This is a genomic window from Phyllobacterium sp. CCNWLW109 (assembly GCF_037203905.1).
Lineage (GTDB): Bacteria > Pseudomonadota > Alphaproteobacteria > Rhizobiales > Rhizobiaceae > Phyllobacterium > Phyllobacterium ifriqiyense.
In genome coordinates this window covers 780,329-803,344 of the sequence record NZ_JBBCBK010000004.1, presented here as the reverse complement: position 1 = coordinate 803,344, position 23,016 = coordinate 780,329, and the positions used below count along the sequence as shown (strand labels likewise).

Here is a 23,016-nt window from a genome sequence, read left to right as displayed (position 1 = left end):
TGGTCGCTGCCCTCCATTCTAGGGTCCGGACCCTAAAAGCGTGTTGCGTAACGCAGGCCGTCATAGATCGCCGCATGAATGTTGCGGGCATGAACGGCATCGCCAATGCGCAAAAGATCGAATTGCCCCTCCGAACGAACCGGGAAAATCGCTCCGCCATTGACCAGCCTGTCATAATCGACCGCACCACCATTGCGCGAAAGCGGCTTCAATTCGCGGTAGAGATCGTCGATGGGCAATGTGCCATGCTCGACAACCACCTGGTCGACCGTTCTTTCTTCCCGATAGTCTGGTGCGTAATCAGAGCCCAATATGGCGATGAGTTGATTGCCAAGGCGCTTAACCGACAACAGCCGAGTATTGATCGTCACGCGCACGCCTTGCTGTTGAAACACGCGCATATAGGGCACGTGATTCATGCCTCCCATCTCTGGCGCGAAAAAGCGCTCAGGACTAACCAGCTCCAGCTTTGAACCACCTTGCGCGATGACTTCAGCCGCACTCATACCTTGGTGCCCGCCATTATCGTCGTAGAGCAGGACATTTTCACCGGGTTTCACGGATCCAGCCAAAATATCCCAGCTCGACGTAACCAGATCGTCCCCGGCAGCAAGTGGCGGGTTCTGTGGCAGTCCACCCGTTGCGATAACGACAATATCCGGATCAAGAGATATAATATCATTAGCCTCAGCCCATATATTGTATTGCAGCGGAACACCGAGGCGCTCAAGCTCGGCAAGACGCCAATCAACAATGCCGATCATTTCCTTACGGCGGGGGTTTTTTGAAGCCAACATCACTTGGCCGCCCGCTTTATCAGCAGCCTCGAGTATTTCAACCCTGTGGCCAGCCTCAGCTGCAACGCGTGCCACTTCAAGTCCTGCGGGACCTGCTCCTACGACAACCACCGACTTGCTTTGGCTGGCTTTGGAAATCACATGCGGCATCGAAAGCTCGCGGCCTGTTGCAGCATTGTGAATACACAGCGCCTCTCCGCCCTCGTAAATGCGATCAAGGCAATAGGTTGCTCCAACGCAGGGCCGTATACGGTGCTCTTCGCCTGCCATTATTTTACGTACGATATGCGGGTCAGCGATATGAGCACGTGTCATCCCCACCATATCCAGCTTGCCCTCGGCAACCGCATGTCTGGCAGTGGCAACATCGGCAATTCTGGCCGCATGAAACACAGGAAACTTTGTCGCCTCGCGAACATCTCCGGCAAAATCGAGATGCGGGGAAGAGCGCATGCCCTGAATGGGAATCACTTCATTCAGCGCCGCATCCGTATCGATATGACCACGAATAATATTCAGAAAATCAAACTTTCCCGATGCTGCGATACGCCGGGCAATCTCCATACCTTCCTGTTTTGAAAGCCCCTGCTCCCAATCTTCATCCGCAACCATGCGAATGCCGACGATGAAATCCGGTCCGACAGCTTTGCGTACAGCATCGATCACCAACCATGTAAAACGCAGACGATTATCCAGCGAACCGCCATATTCGTCTCCTCGTTTATTCGTGGCGGGCGACCAGAAACCATCCATAAGATGGCCATATGCCTCGAACTCAATGCCATCCAATCCGGCTGCCTGCATGCGCTGCGCCGCAGAAGCATAATCCATGATGATCCGTTCAATATCCCAGTCCTCGGCCTCTTTGGGAAAAGCGCGGTGGGCTGGCTCGCGTATGGGTGATGCTGATATGACGGGCAGCCAATCGGCCTTGTTCCAGCTGGTGCGGCGGCCAAGATGTGTAAGCTGTATCATCACGGCAGCACCGTGCTCATGACAATCATCTGTCAATTCGCGCAACCACGGCACGATCTCATCGTTATAGGCGTGCAGATTACCGAAAGCAGGCGGCGATTCCCGCGACACGACAGCCGAACCAGCGGTCATCGTCAGCGCAATGCCGCCCTTTGCCTTTTCCGTATGATAAAGCCTGTACCGCTGCTTCGGCATGCCATCTTCTGAATAGGCAGGCTCATGACTGGTCGACATGATGCGGTTTTTAAGCCGCAAATGTTTCAGCTGATAGGGTTGCAAAAGCGGATCATCATGTGACGGCAATGGACCAGTCCCCTTTTATTTGGGTTCATCCTAATCCAGCAATCGGCCTATGAGTTTCTTGCCCGCGACCTCTTTTGACACGCATCCGCCGCGCTTCCACAATGTCAGCGCTAATACCCTAGGGGACCTGCCGAACTCGACATCGGATATAATGTCGACCGCTTTTCTTGTTCAGGGTGTCACCCATCTGTTTCGAAGCAAGAGTTGGGAACTAGGCATCAAGCGAACAAGTTAGGGCAATGAGTTGAGGAAGAATAATGCTGTCGAGAAGATTCGAACTTCCACGTCTTGCGACACAGCGATCTCAACGCTGCGCGTCTACCAATTCCGCCACGACCGCACTGTGGTAGAAGCCGAACATGTCGGCTTGGCGCTAGTAGAAAATAGGTTTCGGGGAAACAAGCCCTATCATGCTTTATCTCAGATAGTTTTTCATAAACTTGTCAAAAAGCCGCTCTTGTCGCATCCCACTGGAAATAATCCGCGAAAAAGTCCATATGCGCGGGACCCATCCTTGATCTCCGCGCGCGGAGCATGACAGGCAGTCTTAATTGGAATTATCCGCTCTATGAAGTCCAGCCGCGATGAACTCGCTCCCGCCTTTTTACCCCTCGAGGGATCATCGCCGGTTGCATGGGCAGTTGCCGACGGCCTCACTGATTATGATTTCGCCCTCGCCTTCATGGAAGAACGCGTCGCAGCCATCAGAGATGGAACAGCGTCCGAACTGGTCTGGTTCGTCGAGCATCCACCGCTTTACACGGCCGGCACGAGCGCCAAGGAGATAGACCTGCTGGCAACCGACCGCTTCCCGGTCTATGCAACCGGTCGTGGCGGCGAATATACTTATCACGGACCCGGCCAGCGCGTGGTTTATGTCATGCTGGACCTGAAAAAGCGGCGCGAAGATATCCGTGCATTCGTGACAGCGCTCGAACAATGGATCATTTTCACGCTCGCTTCATTCAATGTGAAGGGCGAACGGCGTGAAGATCGCGTCGGCGTTTGGGTGAGCAGACCGGAACGCCCAGCGCTGGCAGATGGCTCGCCTGCGGAAGACAAAATCGCCGCCATTGGCATTCGTTTGCGTAAATGGGTCAGTTTTCACGGCATCTCCATCAACGTCGAGCCGGAGCTGTCACATTTTGACGGAATTGTTCCGTGTGGCGTGCGCGGCCATGGCGTCACCAGCCTTGTTGATCTGGGGTTGCCGGTCGAAATGCATGATCTCGACCGCGCGCTGCTAGAATCTTTTGAAAGCGTCTTTGGCCCTATCGAGCCGGCTTAGTCAAACTCCATAATGACAGCGTCCACGGCAAGGCTGTCACCCTGCTTTGCATTGATGACGGAGACGGTCAGATCGCGCTCGGCGCGCAACACATTCTCCATCTTCATGGCTTCAACGATAGCAAGTGTTTCGCCCGCCTTGACCTCCTGCCCAGCACTCACATTTACCGAGACGAGCAATCCCGGCATAGGACAAAGCAACAATTTTGACGTGTCCGGCGGAATCTTGACCGGCATCAGCTTTTCCAGCGCCGCAACATGCTTTTGCATGGGATGGGCGATGATCGACATCCCCTTCCAGTCAATTCGCATACCGTTGGAAACGGGGCGTAACTGAGCTTTGACAGGGCGCTCGTTGACATAGCCATCCCAAACGGCCTCGCCCGGACGCCAATCGCTACGAACGGTGACAAAGTCCCCACCCCGCAAGGAGAGCTCAAGCTTGACGGGAGGTTTGGCTGCGCTGCTGCGAATAATCACCGGCACATAATCGTCACCGATCCGCACCTCCCATTCCGCGTGAATCCTGCCGGAATGCGGGCGCAGCCGGTCACCCAGACGGTCCAGGCGCTCTTTGCGTACAAGCTCGGCAGAAAGTCCAATTGCCGCCAGAACATCAAGGTCATCTGCGGTTGGGGATATCGGCTGGAACCCGTCCGGAAATTCCTCGGCGATAAAAGCCGTTGAAAGCCTGCCTTCCCTCCAGCGGGGGTGCTGCATAAGCGCCGCGAGAAATGGAATATTATGCTCAATTCCGTCGACAACAAAATTGTCGAGCGCATCGGCCATCGCATCGACAGCTTCCAGCCGTGTCGGTGCCCAGGTGCAAAGCTTTGCCACCATAGGATCATAGAACATCGAAATTTCGGACCCTTCCGTCACGCCCGTATCATTCCGGATGACAGCTTTGCCCACAGGACCCTCCAGCGGCGGACGATACCGCGTCAGCCGCCCGATTGATGGCAGAAAATTACGATATGGATCTTCTGCATAAAGACGGCTTTCAACGGCCCATCCATTGAGCTTCACCTCGTTTTGCTTGATTGCAAGCTTTTCCCCAGCGGCAATGCGGATCATCTGTTCAACCAGATCGATGCCGGTAATCAGCTCGGTTACAGGGTGCTCAACCTGCAAGCGTGTATTCATCTCAAGGAAATAAAAGTTGCGGTCCTTGTCTACGATAAATTCGACGGTGCCGGCGCTCTGATAATCAACGGCTTTGGACAGCGCCACAGCCTGTTCGCCCATTGCTTTGCGAGTTGCCTCATCCAAAAATGGTGATGGTGCCTCTTCGACGACCTTCTGGTTGCGCCGTTGTACGGAACATTCCCTTTCGCCAAGATAAATGCAATTGCCAAAGCTATCTGCAAGAACCTGAATTTCGATGTGGCGCGGATCGACAATGAATTTTTCGATAAAAATACGATCATCTCCGAAGGAATTACGTGCTTCCGAGGTCGCGCGTTCAAATCCGTCACGCACTTCAGCCTTGTTCCAGGCTATGCGCATGCCCTTACCGCCGCCACCAGCGGAAGCCTTGATCATGACGGGATAGCCGATTTCTCCGGCGATCCGTTCAGCATGTGCAACGTCAATAATCACAGCGGGTGAACCGGGCACAGTGCTGACCTTTGCCTCATTGGCAAATTTTTTCGATTCGATTTTGTCGCCCATCGCGATGATCGCGCGGGGCTTCGGACCAATGAATATAATGCCCTGCTTTTCCAGCTCTTCGCAAAAAGAGGCGCGTTCGGAAAGAAAGCCATAACCGGGATGGACAGCCTCTGCCCCGGTTTCCTTGCAAGCAGCGATAATCTTTTCAGGGACGAGATAGCTTTCGGATGCCGCAGCTGGTCCGATATGCACGGCCTCATCCGCCATCTCAACATGCACAGCATCACGATCAGCGTCAGAATAGACCGCTACTGTTGCAATTCCCATTTTCCGTGCAGACTTGATAACGCGGCACGCAATCTCACCACGATTGGCAATCAGAATTTTTTTAAACACTTAGACCTCCCAACAGATCTTTGTTTCTATTGTGAAACACAACTTTGCTCAACAGCTGTCAATTAATTGTACGCCGGTTCCGTGGTCTCTCGCTTCTTGCCCTCGCGCCAGATCAGATAGGCGCCTGATGCAACGATGATGATGATCCCGACCCATTTAGACGGCGTTGGAAAATCACCGAAAACCAATAAGCCGATGAGAACTGCCATGACAATTTCGAGATATTGGAATGATGCCAGCAGGGAAGCCGGTGCAAGTCGTGAGGCATGTGTGATCAGGAGATGTCCGATTGTGGCTATCAATCCCATCATGAACAGCAAAAACCACGACATGGCATTTCCTGGCATGGCGAATGTCATGTCTTGAATACCCAGAAATGCAGCAGGTATGAGGGCAATCAAAACGGTAATCGTTCCGCCAATCCCGGCATAAAGCTGCATCACAAGCGGCGTATCGACAGTGCCATAGCGGCGATTGAGGATAAGGTAGATTGCAAAGACCGCTGCTGTTCCAAGCGGCAGCAACGATACCCACCCAAACAGCTCCCAGCTTGGCTGTATGACGATCAATGTTCCAATGAAGCCGATTGCCACTGCAACCCGGCGTCGCCAACCAACTTGCTCCTTTAGAATAAGCGCCGACAAGACGGTCAACATCAGTGGCTCAACGAAAAACACCGCCATTGCGTCTGCGAGCGGCATATATTTGACGGCTGCATAAAAGCACAGGCTGCCAATACCCATAAGGAAGCCGCGAAACAGATTTCCCCACAGTTTCACAGGTATCAGGGATTTGAAGCCCGTCATGGGCACAATGATCATCATGGTCAAAATGGTTTGGACAACAAACCTGAAAAGCGTAGCTGTTGCAGGCGGCAGGCTGTCAAAGACCGAAAGCCATTTGGCTATAGCGTCCATCATAGGCAGGAAGAACATGGCAGCAGCCATCGCAGAAACGCCCCGCACCTGTTGTGAGGTCGTATTTTCCATCGCCAATACCTTTCTGAAGAAAGTCCGCTGGTAGGAATTTTGGCATATCTGCTCCACCAGAAAAAGCAATCTCGGCGCTTAAACAATCTCGCGCAATAGCTGCAAAATTTGACTTTTGGGGCCGTAAATGGTGCAACGAGCCCTCCCAAGACTGAAAAAACAAGAAAAACTGGAGAATTCCATGAATTTTCGCTCGAATATCATGACCGAAACGCCTGACATGGACACCATGGGTGGACGGCTGCTACGGGCCCGCGATGCCAAATCCATGAGTGTTTCGCAAGTTGCCGAGCGCATTGGCGTCAAGACCCAGACAATCCTTGCATGGGAGTCGGACCGGTCAGAGCCGCGGGCCAATAGGCTTGTCATGCTTGCCGGGTTTCTCGGTGTTACGCCAACATGGTTGATGCACGGTATTGGTCAGGCCCCTGTGGATACCGCTGAAGATGCGGCGACCATCAATGCCGAAATAAGCATACTCAAGAACCATCATGAAAAACTCGGCAATCGGATTTCCAATCTGGAAGATCGTATAGCAGCGCTCAAAGCAGCGTAAAATATGGGGATTCACCGTTATGTTCAGCGGCGAACCTTGGAACATATGGCGAACGCCCATCGCGTTTAAACCGGAACCATGCAAAGATTAAAAGTGATTCGAAACCATAAAATACTGGCCTGCCATGGATGATACTAACGACCTATTTTCAGCAATCGTGAAGACTGCACGCGAGCGGCAGGAAGCAATAGCACCGGCCCAAAAAACCGAAGCACCTTCACAGGTTGCTGCGGCTTTGCCTGTTACGCCGACCAAGCCAGTTCCGGCTCGCGCTCCTGCGCGTGCCGTTCCGGAAACGAGCGGTAATTATAACGCGTCGGACATTGAGGTTCTCGAAGGTCTGGAGCCGGTTCGGCGTCGCCCCGGCATGTATATCGGTGGCACGGATGAGCGGGCGCTGCATCACCTTTTTGCTGAAGTCATCGACAATTCCATGGATGAGGCCGTTGCCGGTCATGCCAATTTTATTGACATTGATCTGGATGAAAACGGCTATCTCTCAGTAACGGATAATGGTCGTGGTATCCCAGTCGATGCTCACCCGAAATTCAAGGATAAGTCCGCCCTCGAAGTCATCATGACGACATTGCATGCGGGCGGTAAGTTTGATTCCAAGGTCTATGAAACATCCGGCGGTCTGCATGGTGTCGGCGTATCAGTGGTAAACGCGCTTTCCGACCATCTTGAGGTAGAAGTTGCGCGAAATCGACGCCTTTATCGCCAACGTTTCTCACGCGGCATAGCGCTTGGCCCGCTTGAAGAAGTGGGTGAAGTGCAAAACCGTCGTGGCACGCGCATAACTTTCCATCCGGATGCAGAAATCTTTGGGCAGGAAGCAAAGTTCGATCCCGCGCGCCTGTACAAGATGGCCCGCTCCAAGGCCTATTTGTTCGGCGGCGTTGAGATTCGTTGGAATTGCGCTCCCTCGCTGCTCGATCCCAAGGATCCGACACCGGACAAAGCAGTTTTCCATTTTCCCGGAGGTCTGAAAGAATATCTGGCCGCTTCGCTGGGCAAGGATTTTCAAGTTACCCGCGAAATGTTTGCCGGTAAGACGGAAAAATCCGGCGGGCATGGATCAATGGAATGGGCGGTTGCCTGGTATGGCGGCGATGGGTTCGTCAACTCCTATTGCAACACCATTCCCACAGGCGAAGGTGGAACGCATGAAGCGGGACTCCGCATCGCCCTCACCCGTGGGTTGAAAGCCTATGCGGAACTGACGAACAACAAGCGGGCATCGATCATCACCACTGACGACGTGATGATTTCATCTGCTGCCATGCTTTCCGTCTTTATTCGCGAACCTGAATTTGTCGGCCAAACCAAGGATAAGCTTGCAACGGTGGAAGCACAGCGCCTTGTTGAAAACGCCATTCGCGACCCGTTCGACCATTGGCTTGCTGCATCGCCGCAAGAAGCATCGAAACTGCTCGATTGGGTGGTGGACCGCGCGGAAGAGCGGGTAAAACGCCGTCAGGAAAAAGAGGTCAACCGTAAATCAGCGGTGAAAAAACTGCGTCTGCCGGGCAAACTGGCTGATTGCAGTCAAACCGGAGCGCTCGGTGCAGAACTCTTTATCGTTGAGGGGGATTCCGCCGGTGGTTCAGCAAAGCAGGCGCGGGATCGTGCGACGCAGGCTGTTCTGCCGTTGCGCGGCAAGATTTTGAATGTTGTCAGCGCCGGCCGGGAAAAAATGACGGCCAATCAGCAGATTAGCGATCTTATACAAGCGCTTGGCTGCGGTACCCGGTCAAAATATCGCGATGAAGATCTGCGCTATGATCGCATCATCATCATGACCGATGCTGACGTTGACGGCGCTCATATCGCATCGCTCTTGATCACATTCTTTTATCAGGAAATGCCCGACCTTATCCGCAATGGCCATTTGTTCCTTGGCGTCCCGCCACTTTACCGCATCGCTCAAGGCGGAACAGTGGCCTATGCGCGCAACGACGCGCATAAGGACGAGTTGATGAAGACGCTTTTCACGGGTCGTGGAAAGATCGAAATCGGCCGGTTCAAGGGACTGGGCGAGATGCGCGCCGATCAGCTCAAAGAAACCACGATGGATCGCAAGAAGCGCACGCTGCTTCGCGTTCAGATTGATGAAGAGTGGGCCAATGAAACGCGCCTTGCAGTCGACGATCTGATGGGAACGCGTCCTGACGCGCGCTTCCGGTTCATTCAGGATCGCGCTGCCTTTGTTGAAGAGCTGGATATTTAGAACAAGGTGGCATGAGCTTCATGCGTAGTTCGCCCTTCGACAAGCTCAGGATTGCTTACCATGAGGAAGGTGGCTTGGCTGCATAGATAGCTATGAGTTAGCAGAACTACTCCCTGCAAACTTCAACCTTCCTCATGGTGAGCTTGTCGAATCACGCAGAATAGTCTTGCAGCCAAGTCGAATAATCTAACCTATCGATGCTCTAAACGCCGTCCATTGGCGGCGCAGAGGTGAGATTTCTGCGATCTCGGTCGACGCATCGAAACCCTTCGCTTTCAACCGCTTCAAGTAGACCGGCGTCAGCCAAACGGGCAGATAAGCGGGGCGCAAAGATTTCGGCAATCCTTTAGAACCTGCCTGAAATTTGGAAAAATGATCCTCAGCCAGCGCGATCATGGCCGCGACAGCACGCTCGGTCGCTTGCCGGTCAGTGCCATCCAGCAGGACCTGCGAGGTACACCCCACAGCGCTAAGTACATCAGCAGGTATATAAACTTGGCCGCGACGGCGGTGTAACGGCAAACTCCGCAAAAGTCCTGTGATGGCTTGGGCAACACCGGCATGTCCTGCAAGATCGGCATGCTTTGCCGCCTGCTCCGTGTCAAGGATCAGCGATGCAAGCTGGATCATGGCTGAAGCCGTTTCTCCGCAATAACCTTCCAGATCATTTCGGCTCGGCATGGGATCATCGTAAAAGTCAAAAATCCGCGCTTCGCAATAATTGTCGAAAGCCGCATGGGGCAGATTGTATGTTTGAATAGTATCCACAAGGGCGGCGGCAACCGGGTTACCTGCTGCTGCACCATGCTCTGTGCCATTGATCAGATCGCGCCACCATTGCAGCCGCACTTCGCCCGGCAAAGGATCGTGAATCAAATCGCGAATCCGCGCGATTTCGACATTAAACGCGTAAAGAGCCGCTAAAGCGCCCCGCTTGGCTTCCGGTGCATATAAGACGGACAGATAGCGATCAGGATCGGCGTCCCGCAGCAACTGGATGCAGTGAGTTTCATTGACATTCATGGCGTGAGATATAGCCGGACCGGAGAATTAATCCACCGCAAACAACGCCGCAGCCACGGCGCGGTTTTCAGCCAAGAGCACATTGTAGGTACGCACCGCCGCGCCGGTGCTCATCGGATCAGAGGAGATACGGTGCTTGCGCAATATTTCCCGCAACTCTTCCGGCAAACGGCGCAGTTCTGTACCAGTGCCGACCAGCAGGATTTCAATTTCCGCAGATTGTTCGAGAACAAGGGTCAAATCAGCCGCAGTCGGTACGGGCGGTGTTTTTGGCTCCCAGCCATGTATTCCGGAAGGAAGGCACAGGATCGAGCCGCGATGTGACATATCGGCAAACCGAAAACCGCCATTGCCATAAGCGTCAATGGGTGCGCGCCCTGGAAAATGCGCATCCCTAATCTCTATGCCTTTTGCCACTTTTAAATCCTGCTTTCGTCGGTAATTGGCGCAGGATGCTGCTCATCCATGACGTCGCGGCCCTTAAGCCCGAAGAGCATCAATAGCGGGCCAGCAACGAAGATCGAGGAGTATGTCGCAACAATAATGCCCACACCGATGGTCAACGCGAAGGAACGCACGTCATCGCCGCCATAGAGGTAAAGCACAATGAGGGCCAGAAAGGTCGCCAGAGACGTGAGAATGGTACGTGATAGCGTTTGATTAATAGACGCATCCAATATGCTGGACAGCGAAACATTGCTGCCATATTTGCGCAAATTCTCGCGTACCCGATCATAAATGACCACTGTATCGTTCAGCGAATAGCCAACAATCGCCAGCAAGGCGGCAATGCTCCAGAGATTGAATTCCATCTTGAAGACAATGAACATCAAAAGCAGAAGCAGCACATCGTGGATCGTTGCGAGAATAGCACCGAGAGCAAAGTGCCACTCAAATCGGAACCAGACATAGGCAAAGATCAAGACGAGGCAAAGGCCCACAGCCAAAATGCCTGCTTGAGACAATTCCGATGATACGGACGGCCCAATGACGTCTACCCGTGGAAGATTATACTCGTCCTGAAACTCGCCGCGGATTTTGACGCCCACGGTCTGTTCCGCATCTTCGCCCTCGCCCTGACTTCCCACAGTAATCAACGCCCGGTCGTCGGATTTGAAGCGTTCGATCTTCACGTCACCGATATTGAGTTCATCGAGGCGGCTGTAGACGTCATCAAGATCGATTGCACCTTCCGACGATTGCATTTCGACCATCGTTCCACCCTTGAAATCAATGCCGAAATTCATCCCGATGATCAGGAAAAGCGCAATCGCTGCAATGCTTGAAAGGGCGGAAAAGCCCAGCGTCAAACTCCGCAGCTTCATGAAGGCGATCTTGGTATTGTAAGGAACAAGCTTGAGCAGCGCGCCAGGCACTTCTTTTGGCTTGGAGCGTTGCACCCAAACCGAAACAAGCAATCGGGTCAAAGTGAACGTGGTGAACAATGTCGTGACAATGCCGATGGTAACCGTCAGCGCAAATCCATGCACGGGGCCGCTGCCAAGTGTGAAGAGGACCAGAGCTGCGATCAATGTCGTGACATTGGCATCGACAATAGTCGCAAGAGCACGGGCGAAGCCCGAATCTATAGCCTGGATAACCGAGAAACCAGCCCGCCTGTCCTCGCGAATACGCTCATAAATAAGTACATTGGAATCGACAGCCATTCCGATGGTGAGAACGATACCGGCAACGCCGGCAAGCGTCAGCGGCGCACCGAACAATGTCAGGACGGCCAAGATGAGAATGACGTTCACAACCAGAGCAATGCTGGCGATCACACCCAGCAACCCATAAGTCAAAAGCATGAACAGGATAACCAATGCTGCGCCAACAAGGGCAGCGATTTTCCCGTAGGAGACGGAGGCAGCACCAAGGTCAGTACCCACGGTGCGCTCTTCAATGACAGTTACACTGGCAGGCAGCGAACCGGCGCGCATGACGAGTGCGAGATTGCTGGCACCTGAAAGATCGAAATTTCCAGCAATTTGCCCCGTATTTCCGGGTATCGCTTCCTGAATAACAGGAGCCGAGAGAACCTGATTATCGAGAACAATGGCGAATGACTGTCCGATACCGGCTTTTGTCGCCTTGGAGAAGCGATCCGCACCGACACTGTCGAGGTGGAATGTAATCACCGGCTGCTGCGTGGCCGTGTCAATTCCCGCTTGTGCATCGACAAAATTCTCGTTGGTAACGAGCGGCTCTTTTTTGACGAGATAGGCAACAGGCGGATCGTCAAAAGAGTAGACTACCTCATCGCCTTCGGGCGGCGTGCCGTCTATCGCCTGCTGCACCGGCACGGAAGAATCGACCATGCGGAAACTTAATTCGCCTGTGAGACTTAGAATGTCCTTGAGTAGCTGGGAATCGTAAAGACCAGGCACTTCAATCAACACCCGGCCATTGCGTTCAGTCACAACATGCGGGTTGGCGTAGCCAAGCTCGCTGAGACGGCGCGTAAGAACTGCAACGGTGGCATCGGTATCAGGCAGATGTTCTTTATCCACCTGCAGGCGCATGCGTGAGCCGCCTTCAAGATCAAGCCCGAGAGCAAGCTGTTTCTTGGGTAGCCAGTCCGGCAAACTGTCCAGCTGGCTCTGCGTAAAGGCATTGGGAAGCGAAAGTATCAGTCCGGCAAGGACCACAGTCCAGATGAGAACAGTCTTCCAGCGGCTAAAGTAAAGCATACGGTCGCAACCTCAAGAATCAGAAGGGCGGCTCCAGGGCCGCCCATCACTTAAGCTTTATTTCTTGTTGTCGGCAACCGGTTCGCCTTTAACGCGAACATCTGCAACCATGCCACGAAGAACACGAGCCTTTACGCCATCACCGATTTCAACGTCGAGCTCACCAGTGTCTTCATAAACTTTCGTAACCTTGGCGATAAAACCACCACCGGTAATAATGGTGTCGCCGCGGCGAATATTCTTCAGCTGCTCTTCACGCTTCTTCGCGGCTGTACGCTGCGGGCGGATGATCAGGAAATACATGATCACGAAGATCAAAATGAAGGGAAGAATGCTCATCAGCATTTCCGGAGCGCCACCGGCACCCGTTGCCTGTGCATATGCGGGAGTTACGAACATAGAACCTCCAGATAGATCAAATTTGAAACAGTCAGAACCAGCGCAATACAATGTTTAAGCTGGCAAAAGCAACAGTACAAAACCACCACGACTGCTTTTCCATTATCAGTCAACATGATAGTGACGTTCAAACTGAAGAATGTAAGGGCATGTCTGGTATGATTGAGGAATTGCTGAGCGAAAAACTTGACCGTTTGATTGCTGTGCTAGAGCGCATGGCGCCGCCAACCCCGCAGCCTGTCAATCTGGAAATTGCCGATTGTTTTGTATGGAACCCTTCCCGTCTCGGTTTCGATCCCGTCAATAAGGTCAATCGCGTCGACATTTCCTTGATCAGAGGTGTCGATACGGTCCGCGACATTCTCTTTGATAATACCAAACGGTTTGCCGATGGCATGCAGGCAAATAATGTTCTGCTCTGGGGTGCGCGCGGCATGGGCAAGTCTTCGCTTGTGAAAGCCGTGCACGCTTCGGTAAATGCTGAAGCTCCGGCCGTCGCTCACCCGCTCAAACTCATTGAAATTCACCGCGAAGACATTGATAGCCTGCCAGCCTTGATGGGCATCATCAAGAATACGCCCTACCTGTTTATCCTGTTCTGCGATGATCTTTCTTTCGACCATGATGATACATCGTACAAATCATTGAAAGCCGCGCTCGAGGGCGGTGTCGAAGGCCGTCCGGACAATGTGATTTTTTATGCGACATCGAACCGCCGCCATCTGCTCCCGCGGGATATGATCGAGAACGAGCGTTCAACAGCCATCAATCCATCGGAAGCCGTAGAAGAAAAGGTGTCTCTATCGGACCGCTTTGGCCTTTGGCTTGGATTTCACAAGTGTAGCCAAGATGATTATTTTGCAATGATCGACGGCTACGCCGCACATTTTGATCTGGCTATGAAAAAAGATCAGCTTCATGCGCAGGCACTTGAATGGTCAACCACGCGTGGCGCGCGCTCCGGTCGCGTTGCGTGGCAGTTCATACAGGATCTTGCCGGGCGCCTTGGCAAGAAGCTTTAAAATAAAAAAGCCCGTATCGAAACAATACGGGCTTTTTTTGGAATCAATCAACTGACTAGAGTTCGAGATATTTTGTAGGATCCACAGGCGTCGAATTCTTGCGAACTTCGAAGTGAAGCTTCGGCGTTGTAGCATTGCCAGTCATGCCGGATGCGCCCAGCTCTTCGCCACGCTTGACCTTCTGGCCGCGCTGAACGTTCAGCTTGCTCGCATTACCGTAAACGGTGACCAAGCCATTGTCATGGCGGACCAGAACCGTATTGCCGAATTCCTTCAGTCCATCGCCCGAATAGATCACGACACCGCTTTCGGCGGCCTTGATTGGGGTGCCTTCCGGAACCGAAATGTCTATGCCGTCGCTACCTTTGCCGTAATTGGCGACAACGCGGCCCCGTACAGGCCAGCGCAATTGCGATGCACCCGAAGCCGATGGAATTGATGCGACTTCCTTCTCCGCTTCACCTGCAGCCTTTTCACTCGCTTGCGGCGGGGTATAGGGCTTGGCTTCCGATCCGGCGGCGGCTGTAGCAGGCGCAGGCGCAGCAGGTGCGCTTGCAACAACCTTAGGCTGTTCGACAGGCGGAGTAGCAGCAGTTTTCACCTGGTCAGTGCCGCCCTTGGGCTTCATCGTATTGGCAACATTTTGTGCCAGCGATGAATTGGATGGCGGAATGATCAGCGATTGCCCGAGACGGACTGTTCCATCCTGCATATTATTGGCTTGCTTGATCGCATCGACATTCGCGCCTGTCTTGCGCGAAATGGCATGAAGCGTATCGCCGGATTGAACCTTATAGGTGCCGCTTGCCGTTGAAGTCGTGATGGGTTTTGCTGCGGCCTGCGCGGGCGCAGTAGCGGCAGGCATTCTGGCTTCGCGTCCATCTGGTGTCTTCAAAGTTGCAGACCCTGCGGGCGCTGTCTGCATGGGTGCCGCCATGGCGACCTGCTGCTGACGTACTGGCGCATTGTTCGCAACGGGAGCGAGAGCCGGGCGCGAAGGCTGCGAGGAAACCGGCGGCAATGAAGAAGCACTTTGGCTGCCAACGGGCGGCAGACTACCGCGCTGAACACCGCCCGATGAGCGGATCGGCGCATTATTGACCGAAGCAGTGTAGGTTGAATCGACCGGCGCCACCGAACCGCTGTTCTGGGTCTGCATGATCGATCTCTGGTTATCACTGTAACCAGAGCTGAAATCTGCACTGGAGAAACGTGACACCCCGGAGCTGCAACCGGCAGCAATGCCGGCAACTGTGAGAATGGCGGCATTGAGAGCCAACCGCCGTGACGCTTTGTCTAGTGTACTCAAACGCATCGCTTAATCCCGCCCGTACTCATACAAGAATATTAGACGCATTAGATCGCGTTAATGTTACCCGACCGTTAAAACTTTCGAAAATTTGCAAAAAATTCACCAAGCTCGTAAACGCTTGGCTCGGTCGCAGTCAGGTTAAAGCGCCGAGGAAACCCCTTCGGCCAAGGGCAGGAACCTTACGCGCATCAACTCCTGCTGGTCAAAACGGCTGCCAATCTTTGTTAGACGTGCAACTGTCTGCTCCCCGTCAACAGGGCCGATAGGCGCCACCAAAATACCGTTGGACGAAAGGAGATCGACAAAATGCCTTGGCATAGCGTCGAACGCAGACCAGACGATGATCCGGTCAAAGGGGCCATCGCTTGCGAGCCCCAACCGGCCGTCTGCATGTTTGATAATACAGTTTTCAATTTTCAAAGCCTGAAGACGCTGCTGCGCAAGCTCAACCAGTGTGCGATAGCGTTCAAGTGATAGGACACGTCCTGAAAGCCGGGCCATGACTGCGGCGGTAAAACCGGAACCCGTTCCAATTTCCAAAACCCGGTGCGATGGTTCCAGCTCGAGCGCCTTGATCAACTGAGCCTGGAGGTCCAAGCCTTCAATGAATTCTCCGCACTCAATAGGCAATACACCCTTACTATAAGCGACATTGCCAAGGTTACCGCTCACGAAACTCATGCGAGGCGTGGCTTCAAGAGCGCTCATCAATCTCTGGTCGCTTAGGCCCAACCTGCGCATACGCAGCACAAAAGCCGCAAAACCTTCACGCTCGGACATGGCCGGTTTCATATAAATGTTTCCTCAAGAACGGCTCGCATCTCATGCGCGGTCAGATCAAGCTGCAATGGCGTAATGGAAATGTAGTTGTTGCGGATCGCAGCGACATCGCTGTTTTCGGCAGGCACATCCTTACCCCGTCCATATCGAAGCCAGTAATAGGGCAAACCGCGCCCATCGTGACGCTCTTCAATCGTCAACCCGTGCGAAAGCTTTCCCTGTACCGTCACGCGGGTGCCTGCGATCTCGGAAGCCTGGCAACTGGGGAAATTGATGTTGACGAGAACGCCCTTGCTCAATTCAACACCAAGCACTTTTCGAAGCACATCCGGAGCGCGCTCTTCCACAATCTCCCATGGCAGGACGCGAGCGCCACCGTTGAGATTATACTCTTGTGATAAAGCGATGGATTTGATCCCCAGCAAGGTGCCTTCAATGGCTGCGGCGATCGTACCCGAATAAGTTACGTCATCTGCAGTATTTGATCCGGAGTTGACGCCGGAAAGCACAAGATCTGGTGGCTCGGGCATCACATGCTTGACGCCCATGATGACGCAATCGGTCGGCGTGCCGCTCACTGCAAAATGGCGGTCATCAATCTTACGCAGCCGTAATGGGTTGGAAAGCGTCAGCGAGTGAGCAAGTCCACTCTGGTCCGTCTCAGGCGCAATGACCCAAACATCGTCAGAAAGCTGGCGGGCGACACGTTCAAGAACACTCAGACCTTCCGCATGAATTCCGTCATCGTTGGTCAAGAGAATCCGCATCGCCCTACCCCGTTTGTTTAAGCCGCTTTTTCGATCCGTGTCAGCCCACCCATATAAGGCACAAGTGCTTGAGGAACTGTAACGCTGCCGTCTTCATTCTGATAATTTTCGACAACTGCAATCAAAGCACGGCCAACAGCAGTGCCCGAACCATTCAATGTGTGGACAAAACGGGTGGATTTCTCGCCCTCTGGCCGGTAACGGGCATTCATCCGCCGGCCTTGAAAATCACCGCAAACAGAACAGCTTGAAATTTCGCGGTAAGATTTCTGTCCTGGAAGCCATACTTCCAGATCATAGGTCTTTTGCGCGCCGAACCCCATATCGCCGGTGCAAAGCGTCATGGTACGGAATGACAGATCAAGGCGCTTAAGCACCTCTTCCGCGCAGGCAGTCATGCGTTCATGCTCTTCGACAGCGCGTTCCGCATCGGTGATCGATACCAGTTCCACCTTCATGAATTGGTGCTGGCGCAGCATGCCGCGCGTATCGCGTCCAGCGGAACCTGCCTCGGAACGGAAACAAGCGGTCAGCGCGGTCATACGGATCGGCAGATCGCGAATATCGAGAATCTCGTCGCGCACCAGATTGGTCAGCGGCACCTCGGCAGTGGGGATGAGATAGCGGCCGTCAGTGGTCTTGAAGAGATCTTCGGCAAATTTCGGCAATTGCCCGGTGCCATAAAGCGTATCGTCATTGACCAATAGCGGCGGATTGACCTCCATATAGCCATGCTCCGTCGTGTGCATGTCCAACATGAACTGACCAAGAGCCCGTTCCAGCCGCGCAAGCTGGCTCTTCAATACGGTAAAACGGCTGCCGGACAGTCGCGCAGCCCGCTCGAAATCCATATATCCAAGCTTCTCGCCTATTTCGAAATGTTCTTTCGGTTCAAACGAAAAGTTCTTCAGATGGCCGACGCGGCGCGTTTCCACATTGCCACTTTCATCCTTGCCCAAAGGCACACTATCCAGTGGAATATTGGGCAGCACTTCAAGCGCCTCAGTGAGCGCGCGCTCTAGCTGGCGCTCTTCCTCTTCTGCAGAAGTCAGCGCTTGCTTGATATCGGCGACTTCCGCCTTCAACTGATCGGCCGCTACCTGATCTTTGGCGGCCATCGCCTTGCCAATTTCCTTGGAAGCGGCATTGCGACGCTCCTGCAGCCCTTGAGATTTTGCAATGGATTGCCGCCGCTTTTCGTCTAGCTCTATCAAGCGCGACGAAATCGGCTCCATTCCGCGCTTGGCCATTGCGGCGTCGAAAGCCTGCGGATTCTGGACGATCCATTTAATGTCATGCATGAGAGTAAAGCCGTACTGGAATAATTATATCTTATGGGGCGAACCCCGGCGAACTGGAGAGTGTCAGGACGAGATTTCGCTCGACTGTGCTTCTGTCTCAGCCGCACGCTTTTTCTCGATCAGACGCGCCATCCAGATGGAAATCTCGTAGAGAAGGATGGTGGGAAGCGCAAGACCGATCTGGCTGACAGGATCAGGCGGGGTAATCACCGCGGCAACAATGAAGGCAATCACAATCGCATATTTGCGCTTTGATCTGAGACCTTCATAGCCGACCAACCCAACCCGGGCCAAAAGGGTTGTCACGACCGGCAACTGAAAAACGAGTCCGAATGCAAATATCAGCGTCATGATAAGGCTGAGATATTCGGAAACCTTGGGCAGCAAGGAAATTTGCACTTCACCGGCCCCGCCGGTCTGCTGCATGGCAAGGAAGAACCACATAACCATCGGCGTGAAGAAAAAGTAGACCAGAGCACCGCCCATGAGAAACAGAATTGGTGAGGCGATCAAAAACGGCAAGAAGGCCATGCGCTCATTCTTGTAGAGCCCGGGCGCAACAAATTTATAAATCTGGGAAGCAATAACAGGGAAGGCAATGACGATACCGCCAAACATGGCAATCTTGACCTGCGTGAAGAAAAACTCCTGTGGTGCGGTGTAAATCAGCTGCGCCTTTGCCGGATCAAATCCTGCCCAGCCCACTGCCCATTGATAGGGAATAACCAACAGGTTGAAAAGCTGCTTGCCAAAATGGAAGCAACCCAGGAACGCGACGAAAAAAGCCAGCAGAGCCCAGATAAGACGACGGCGCAGCTCAATCAGATGCTCTATCAGCGGCGCTGAACTCTTGTCGATTTCATCGTCGGTATTGCTCAAGATTTCGTCCCCGTATCACTGCTCTTGGCACGTGGCTTAGCCGTCTTTTTGACCGGCGCTGCGGCTGCTTTGGCAGCAGTCTGTTTTGTGACAGTCTGTTTTGTTGTGCCTGGCTTAACAGCGACTGCCTTTGCAGGCCCCGCGCTGGCGGGTTTAGCGGTCGTCGTGGTTTTGGGGGCTGCCTTTGGCTTGGCCGCAGCCCTCGGCTTTTTCTTTGGCTCGTCAACAGGCGGCAATGGCTCCATCACCACAGGTTGCGCCTGCGTGGCACCAGGCGCTGATGGGTCGGGAATGGCCACATTATCCTTCGCCGTATCCGTCGCATCTTTCAATGTAGAGCGTATTTCCTCGCCTATTGTTCTGACGGGATCGAATACTTTGCGTATGTCATTGCGCGGGTCGAGGCTCTTTGCATCATTTATAATGCCACGAACATCATCAAGTTCGGCTTCTTTCAGAGCTTCATCAAACTGCTTGCGAAACTCACCTGCAGTTGCCCGAAACTTAGTCGTCGCCTTGCCGAACGCACGCAGCATTTTGGGCAAGTCTTTCGGACCTACAACCACAATCAGAACGACCGCGATGACCAGTATTTCCGACCAACCAACATCAAACATTTATCATGCTCCAGCCACAACGCGGCCATTCAGCCACGCGCAGGGCAAGGCTCCCGCCCTTACCGTTCAAGACTTCTTGGTCTTTTCCTTGACTGAATTCACTGGCTCACTTGTCGTGTTGTCAATGGTCTTGGAATTATTGGCGTCCGCAGCATCTTCGTCGCTCATGCCGCTTTTGAAGTTCTTGATACCCTTGGCAACATCGCCCATCAGCTCAGGAATTTTGCCGCGTCCGAAGAGAAGCAACACGACCGCAAGCACGATAAGCCAGTGCCAGATTGAAAAACTACCCATTTTACCCTCACATTCGCCCAGTGGTTTGAGCTGATCTAAGCTTTTTCCCCGTGCTTTTCAAACACAAGTCGCTTTTGTTCTTTCACATTCGCGTAAACCCAGCGCAAGCCCGAATTGATTTGCGAGGTACGAATTTTGCCTTAAGGGACTATCCGCCGCAAATGTGGCGAGAAATAATGTCACTCCTGCTCAACCTTAGGTGTCAAAAGGCCCAGTTCTTCCAGATCGATATCTGTCAAAGGATCTTCATCCTCGGTCAGTTCGTCCGGATCGTTGAAAGGCACAGGAATTGCAAAATTGGTTGGCATGCGGGCGGAAAGCAGCCCTGCCCCGCGCAGCTCATCTATGCCGGGCAGATCGCGTACTTCCTGTAACCCGAAGTGATCGAGGAACGAGGCTGTTGTTCCATAAGTTATGGGGCGACCGGGCGTGCGGCGACGCCCCCGGAATTTGATCCAGCCCGTTTCCATCAGCACATCAAGCGTGCCCTTGGAGGTTTCAACACCGCGAATATCTTCGAGTTCCGCACGCGTTACCGGCTGGTGATAGGCAATGATAGCAAGCACTTCGAGAGCTGCCCGCGACAATTTCTTGAGCTGTACAGCCTCGCGATTCATCAGGAATGCAAGATCTGCGGCAGTGCGGAATGCCCACGCACCACCAACCTGCCGCAGATTTATACCGCGATTGGAGTATATTTCCTGCAACTCTCCCAGCAACATCGCAACGTCAACATCCGATGGCAGGCGCTCTTTGAGGGCTTTTTCTGTTACAGGCTGCGCCGATGCAAACAGGATCGCCTCAACCATTCGCAACGCGTCTGATGTTTTGACTGCCGTATTCCAGTTGTCCTCAGCCTCTTGCCTGTCAATTTTGACATCGTCATTTGCAGGATCAGCCATTGACCACATCCTTCATTGGTTCTTCCGGCCGGTTGCGGAGGTAGATCGGTTTGAAAGCGCCCGTCTGGCGGATTTCCAGATGTCCCTCGCGGACCATTTCAAGACTTGCAGCAAAAGAACTTGCTATTGCCGAAGCACGTTCTGCCGGAGTCGTAATAAATTCCAGCAAATATTGGTCCAGCGCGGTCCAGTCTTTCATCTCGCCAACGAGACGCATCAATATTTCCCGAGCATCCTTGAGCGACCAGACGGAACGCCGCGCAATCTGCACATGCGAGGTCGCGCGCTTTTGCCTTTGTGAGGCATAGGCAGTCAGAAGCTCATATAGCGTGGCTGAATAAGCATTTGTCTGATCAACAATAACAGCTTCCGGCATGCCACGAGGAAAGACATCACGGCCAAGACGATTGCAGTTGATAAGCTTCATCGCCGCGTCGCGCATTGCCTCAAGCCGTTTCAACCTGAATTGCAAAGTGGCGGCCAGTTCTTCGCCGCTTTCACCTTCTTCGCCCGGAGCTTTCGGGATGAGCAGCTTCGATTTCAAATATGTTAGCCAGGCGGCCATGACCAGATAATCAGCCGCCAGTTCAAGGCGAAGGGCCTGTGCCTGCCGGATAAACACGAGATATTGTTCAACAAGGGCAACAACAGAAATTCGCGCCAGATCGACACGCTGATTTCGCGCAAGATGCAGCAAAAGATCAAGCGGCCCCTCAAACCCTTGAATGTCGATGACAAGGGAAGGCTCGCTGGCAGCGCGATCAACCTGGCTCTCCCAAAGCGCCTCCATTGGAGCTGCTTTGTTGCCATTCATGTTTTTTTCGCTAACTGCCAAACCTGTCTCGCTTCCCTGTTATCGCACTTTATGCAACCGCCTCGAACATGCTGCGGAATTCGTCCCTGAGCTCTTCTTCACTGGAAGCGTCGGGTTTCCGTTTGTATTTTATGGCCTTTACCGCCCGTTCAAGTGCCTTGCCTTGCAGCTCCGGAGTGCATGAGGCAACCGCCGTCATTTGCTCCATAATCCCGTGACAATGAAGCACCATATCCAATCCTGCCGCAAAGATTGCTTTGGTTCGGTCGAAGTAATCCCCAGAAAGTGCATTCATGGAGACGTCATCGCTCATCAAAAGCCCGTCAAAGCCTATATAGTCACGGATAATCTCTTCGACCACCTTACCAGACGTCGTAGCCGGATATTTAGGGTCGACCGCTGAAAAGATCACATGAGCGCTCATGGCCATTGGCAGATGCGATAGCGCTTTGAAGGGCGCAAAATCATGCTCAGCCAGTTCATCCAGCCCGGTCGCAACGGTCGGTAGCTCGTGATGCGTATCAGCAAAGGCCCTGCCGTGACCGGGAATATGTTTCATGACCGGCAGCATGCCGCCCGCCAGCAATCCTTCTGCTGCCGCACTGCCCATGGCTGTTACAATGTCCGGATGCTTGCCATAGGCGCGCGTACCGATCACATCATTGGCACCTTCCACCGGCACATCCAGCACTGGCAGGCAATCCACGTCAATGCCAAGCTTCAACAGATCAAACGCATGCAGGCGGGACAAAAGCCAAGCCGCCCGCAGCCCCTTCTCCTCATTTTCGCGGTAGAGAGCGCCCAGCGCCGAACCCGATGGATAATCAGGGGCCAATGGCGGGCGTAAACGTTGCACACGTCCACCCTCCTGGTCGATTAGCACAGGCGCATCATTGCGCCCGACCAGATCACGCAAATGCGCGCACAAATCTTCGATCTGTGCAGCTTCGCTCACATTGCGTGCAAAGAGAATAAAACCCCAAGGACGTTCATCGCGAAAAAACGCAATCTCATCCGGAGTCAGTTTCAGGCCGGTGGTACCGGCAATCCATGCTTTTGATTCGCTCAT

The 23,016-nt window shown here is 53.4% G+C and carries 21 protein-coding genes and 1 tRNA gene; 4 read left to right on the top strand and 18 right to left on the bottom strand.

Going from position 1 to position 23,016, the window contains the following annotated elements; genetic code table 11:
* Window positions 1-32: 32 nt before the first annotated feature.
* Together V9K92_RS19310 and V9K92_RS19305 are read right to left on the bottom strand one after the other, a co-directional pair.
* The gene (locus tag V9K92_RS19310; RefSeq protein ID WP_337354696.1) at window positions 33-2,075 is read right to left on the bottom strand and encodes an NADH:flavin oxidoreductase; all 2,043 of its coding nucleotides are present in this window, start codon (window positions 2,073-2,075) and stop codon (window positions 33-35) included.
* Between the two features lie 258 nt (window positions 2,076-2,333).
* Window positions 2,334-2,415, bottom strand: a tRNA-Leu gene (locus V9K92_RS19305).
* Between the two features lie 228 nt (window positions 2,416-2,643).
* Between V9K92_RS19305 and lipB the strand changes: the two genes are divergently transcribed.
* Window positions 2,644-3,363, top strand: coding sequence for a lipoyl(octanoyl) transferase LipB (gene lipB, locus V9K92_RS19300; RefSeq protein WP_337354695.1), 720 nt, complete (start codon window positions 2,644-2,646; stop codon window positions 3,361-3,363).
* Here the strand turns inward: lipB and V9K92_RS19295 are convergent.
* Both V9K92_RS19295 and V9K92_RS19290 read right to left on the bottom strand, forming a co-directional pair.
* Entirely contained in the window at window positions 3,360-5,372 is a 2,013-nt protein-coding gene (locus V9K92_RS19295; protein WP_337354694.1) for an acetyl/propionyl/methylcrotonyl-CoA carboxylase subunit alpha, read from the bottom strand. The genes lipB and V9K92_RS19295 overlap by 4 nt on opposite strands.
* Before the next feature lie 62 nt (window positions 5,373-5,434).
* On the bottom strand, window positions 5,435-6,361 hold the full coding sequence (locus tag V9K92_RS19290) for a DMT family transporter (protein WP_115052935.1): 927 nt from the start codon (window positions 6,359-6,361) through the stop codon (window positions 5,435-5,437).
* Between the two features lie 181 nt (window positions 6,362-6,542).
* On the opposite strand from V9K92_RS19290, the gene V9K92_RS19285 reads away from it, so the two are divergent.
* Together V9K92_RS19285 and parE are read left to right on the top strand one after the other, a co-directional pair.
* Window positions 6,543-6,917 (top strand): helix-turn-helix domain-containing protein, encoded by a 375-nt coding sequence (locus V9K92_RS19285; protein ID WP_115052934.1) that lies wholly within the window; start codon window positions 6,543-6,545, stop codon window positions 6,915-6,917.
* A 124-nt stretch (window positions 6,918-7,041) separates the two neighbouring features.
* On the top strand, window positions 7,042-9,147 hold the full coding sequence (gene parE, locus V9K92_RS19280) for a DNA topoisomerase IV subunit B (protein WP_337354693.1): 2,106 nt from the start codon (window positions 7,042-7,044) through the stop codon (window positions 9,145-9,147).
* Between the two features lie 186 nt (window positions 9,148-9,333).
* Here the strand turns inward: parE and V9K92_RS19275 are convergent, their stop codons facing one another.
* The 4 genes from V9K92_RS19275 to yajC are packed head-to-tail and all read right to left on the bottom strand — an operon-like array spanning window position 9,334 to window position 13,259.
* Complete coding sequence (locus V9K92_RS19275; protein ID WP_337354692.1) at window positions 9,334-10,170, bottom strand: phytoene/squalene synthase family protein; 837 nt, start codon at window positions 10,168-10,170, stop codon at window positions 9,334-9,336.
* Window positions 10,171-10,197: 27 nt separating this feature from the next.
* Window positions 10,198-10,587 (bottom strand): Mth938-like domain-containing protein, encoded by a 390-nt coding sequence (locus tag V9K92_RS19270; RefSeq protein WP_337354691.1) that lies wholly within the window; start codon window positions 10,585-10,587, stop codon window positions 10,198-10,200.
* A gap of 2 nt (window positions 10,588-10,589) precedes the next feature.
* Complete coding sequence (gene secD, locus V9K92_RS19265) at window positions 10,590-12,860, bottom strand: protein translocase subunit SecD (protein WP_307285405.1); 2,271 nt, start codon at window positions 12,858-12,860, stop codon at window positions 10,590-10,592.
* Between the two features lie 57 nt (window positions 12,861-12,917).
* Complete coding sequence (gene yajC / locus V9K92_RS19260) at window positions 12,918-13,259, bottom strand: preprotein translocase subunit YajC (protein WP_106663125.1); 342 nt, start codon at window positions 13,257-13,259, stop codon at window positions 12,918-12,920.
* Between the two features lie 158 nt (window positions 13,260-13,417).
* Here yajC and V9K92_RS19255 point away from each other — a divergent pair, with 158 nt between their 5' ends.
* Window positions 13,418-14,281, top strand: a complete 864-nt coding sequence (locus tag V9K92_RS19255; protein WP_443094484.1) for an ATP-binding protein — start codon at window positions 13,418-13,420, stop codon at window positions 14,279-14,281.
* A gap of 55 nt (window positions 14,282-14,336) precedes the next feature.
* Here the strand turns inward: V9K92_RS19255 and V9K92_RS19250 are convergent, their stop codons facing one another.
* The 10 genes from V9K92_RS19250 to nagZ form a co-directional block, all read right to left on the bottom strand.
* Window positions 14,337-15,596, bottom strand: coding sequence for a M23 family metallopeptidase (locus tag V9K92_RS19250; RefSeq protein ID WP_337354689.1), 1,260 nt, complete (start codon window positions 15,594-15,596; stop codon window positions 14,337-14,339).
* Between the two features lie 135 nt (window positions 15,597-15,731).
* The gene (locus V9K92_RS19245) at window positions 15,732-16,385 is read right to left on the bottom strand and encodes a protein-L-isoaspartate(D-aspartate) O-methyltransferase (RefSeq protein WP_115052927.1); all 654 of its coding nucleotides are present in this window, start codon (window positions 16,383-16,385) and stop codon (window positions 15,732-15,734) included.
* A complete protein-coding gene (gene surE / locus V9K92_RS19240) occupies window positions 16,382-17,140 on the bottom strand; it encodes a 5'/3'-nucleotidase SurE (protein WP_115052926.1) in 759 nt (252 codons plus the stop codon). Before surE ends, V9K92_RS19245 begins: the two co-directional genes overlap by 4 nt.
* 17 nt (window positions 17,141-17,157) lie before the next feature.
* Window positions 17,158-18,441 (bottom strand): serine--tRNA ligase, encoded by a 1,284-nt coding sequence (gene serS, locus V9K92_RS19235; RefSeq protein ID WP_337354688.1) that lies wholly within the window; start codon window positions 18,439-18,441, stop codon window positions 17,158-17,160.
* Between the two features lie 63 nt (window positions 18,442-18,504).
* Window positions 18,505-19,320, bottom strand: coding sequence for a twin-arginine translocase subunit TatC (tatC, locus tag V9K92_RS19230; protein WP_307285424.1), 816 nt, complete (start codon window positions 19,318-19,320; stop codon window positions 18,505-18,507).
* On the bottom strand, window positions 19,317-19,937 hold the full coding sequence (tatB, locus tag V9K92_RS19225) for a Sec-independent protein translocase protein TatB (RefSeq protein ID WP_115052923.1): 621 nt from the start codon (window positions 19,935-19,937) through the stop codon (window positions 19,317-19,319). The genes tatC and tatB overlap by 4 nt, the downstream gene beginning before the upstream one ends.
* Before the next feature lie 66 nt (window positions 19,938-20,003).
* On the bottom strand, window positions 20,004-20,231 hold the full coding sequence (locus V9K92_RS19220) for a twin-arginine translocase TatA/TatE family subunit (RefSeq protein ID WP_115052922.1): 228 nt from the start codon (window positions 20,229-20,231) through the stop codon (window positions 20,004-20,006).
* Window positions 20,232-20,410: 179 nt separating this feature from the next.
* Window positions 20,411-21,142, bottom strand: coding sequence for an SMC-Scp complex subunit ScpB (scpB, locus tag V9K92_RS19215; RefSeq protein WP_370878826.1), 732 nt, complete (start codon window positions 21,140-21,142; stop codon window positions 20,411-20,413).
* Entirely contained in the window at window positions 21,126-21,968 is an 843-nt protein-coding gene (locus V9K92_RS19210; RefSeq protein WP_370878827.1) for a segregation and condensation protein A, read from the bottom strand. Before V9K92_RS19210 ends, scpB begins: the two co-directional genes overlap by 17 nt.
* Before the next feature lie 28 nt (window positions 21,969-21,996).
* A complete protein-coding gene (gene nagZ, locus V9K92_RS19205; protein ID WP_115052919.1) occupies window positions 21,997-23,016 on the bottom strand; it encodes a beta-N-acetylhexosaminidase in 1,020 nt (339 codons plus the stop codon).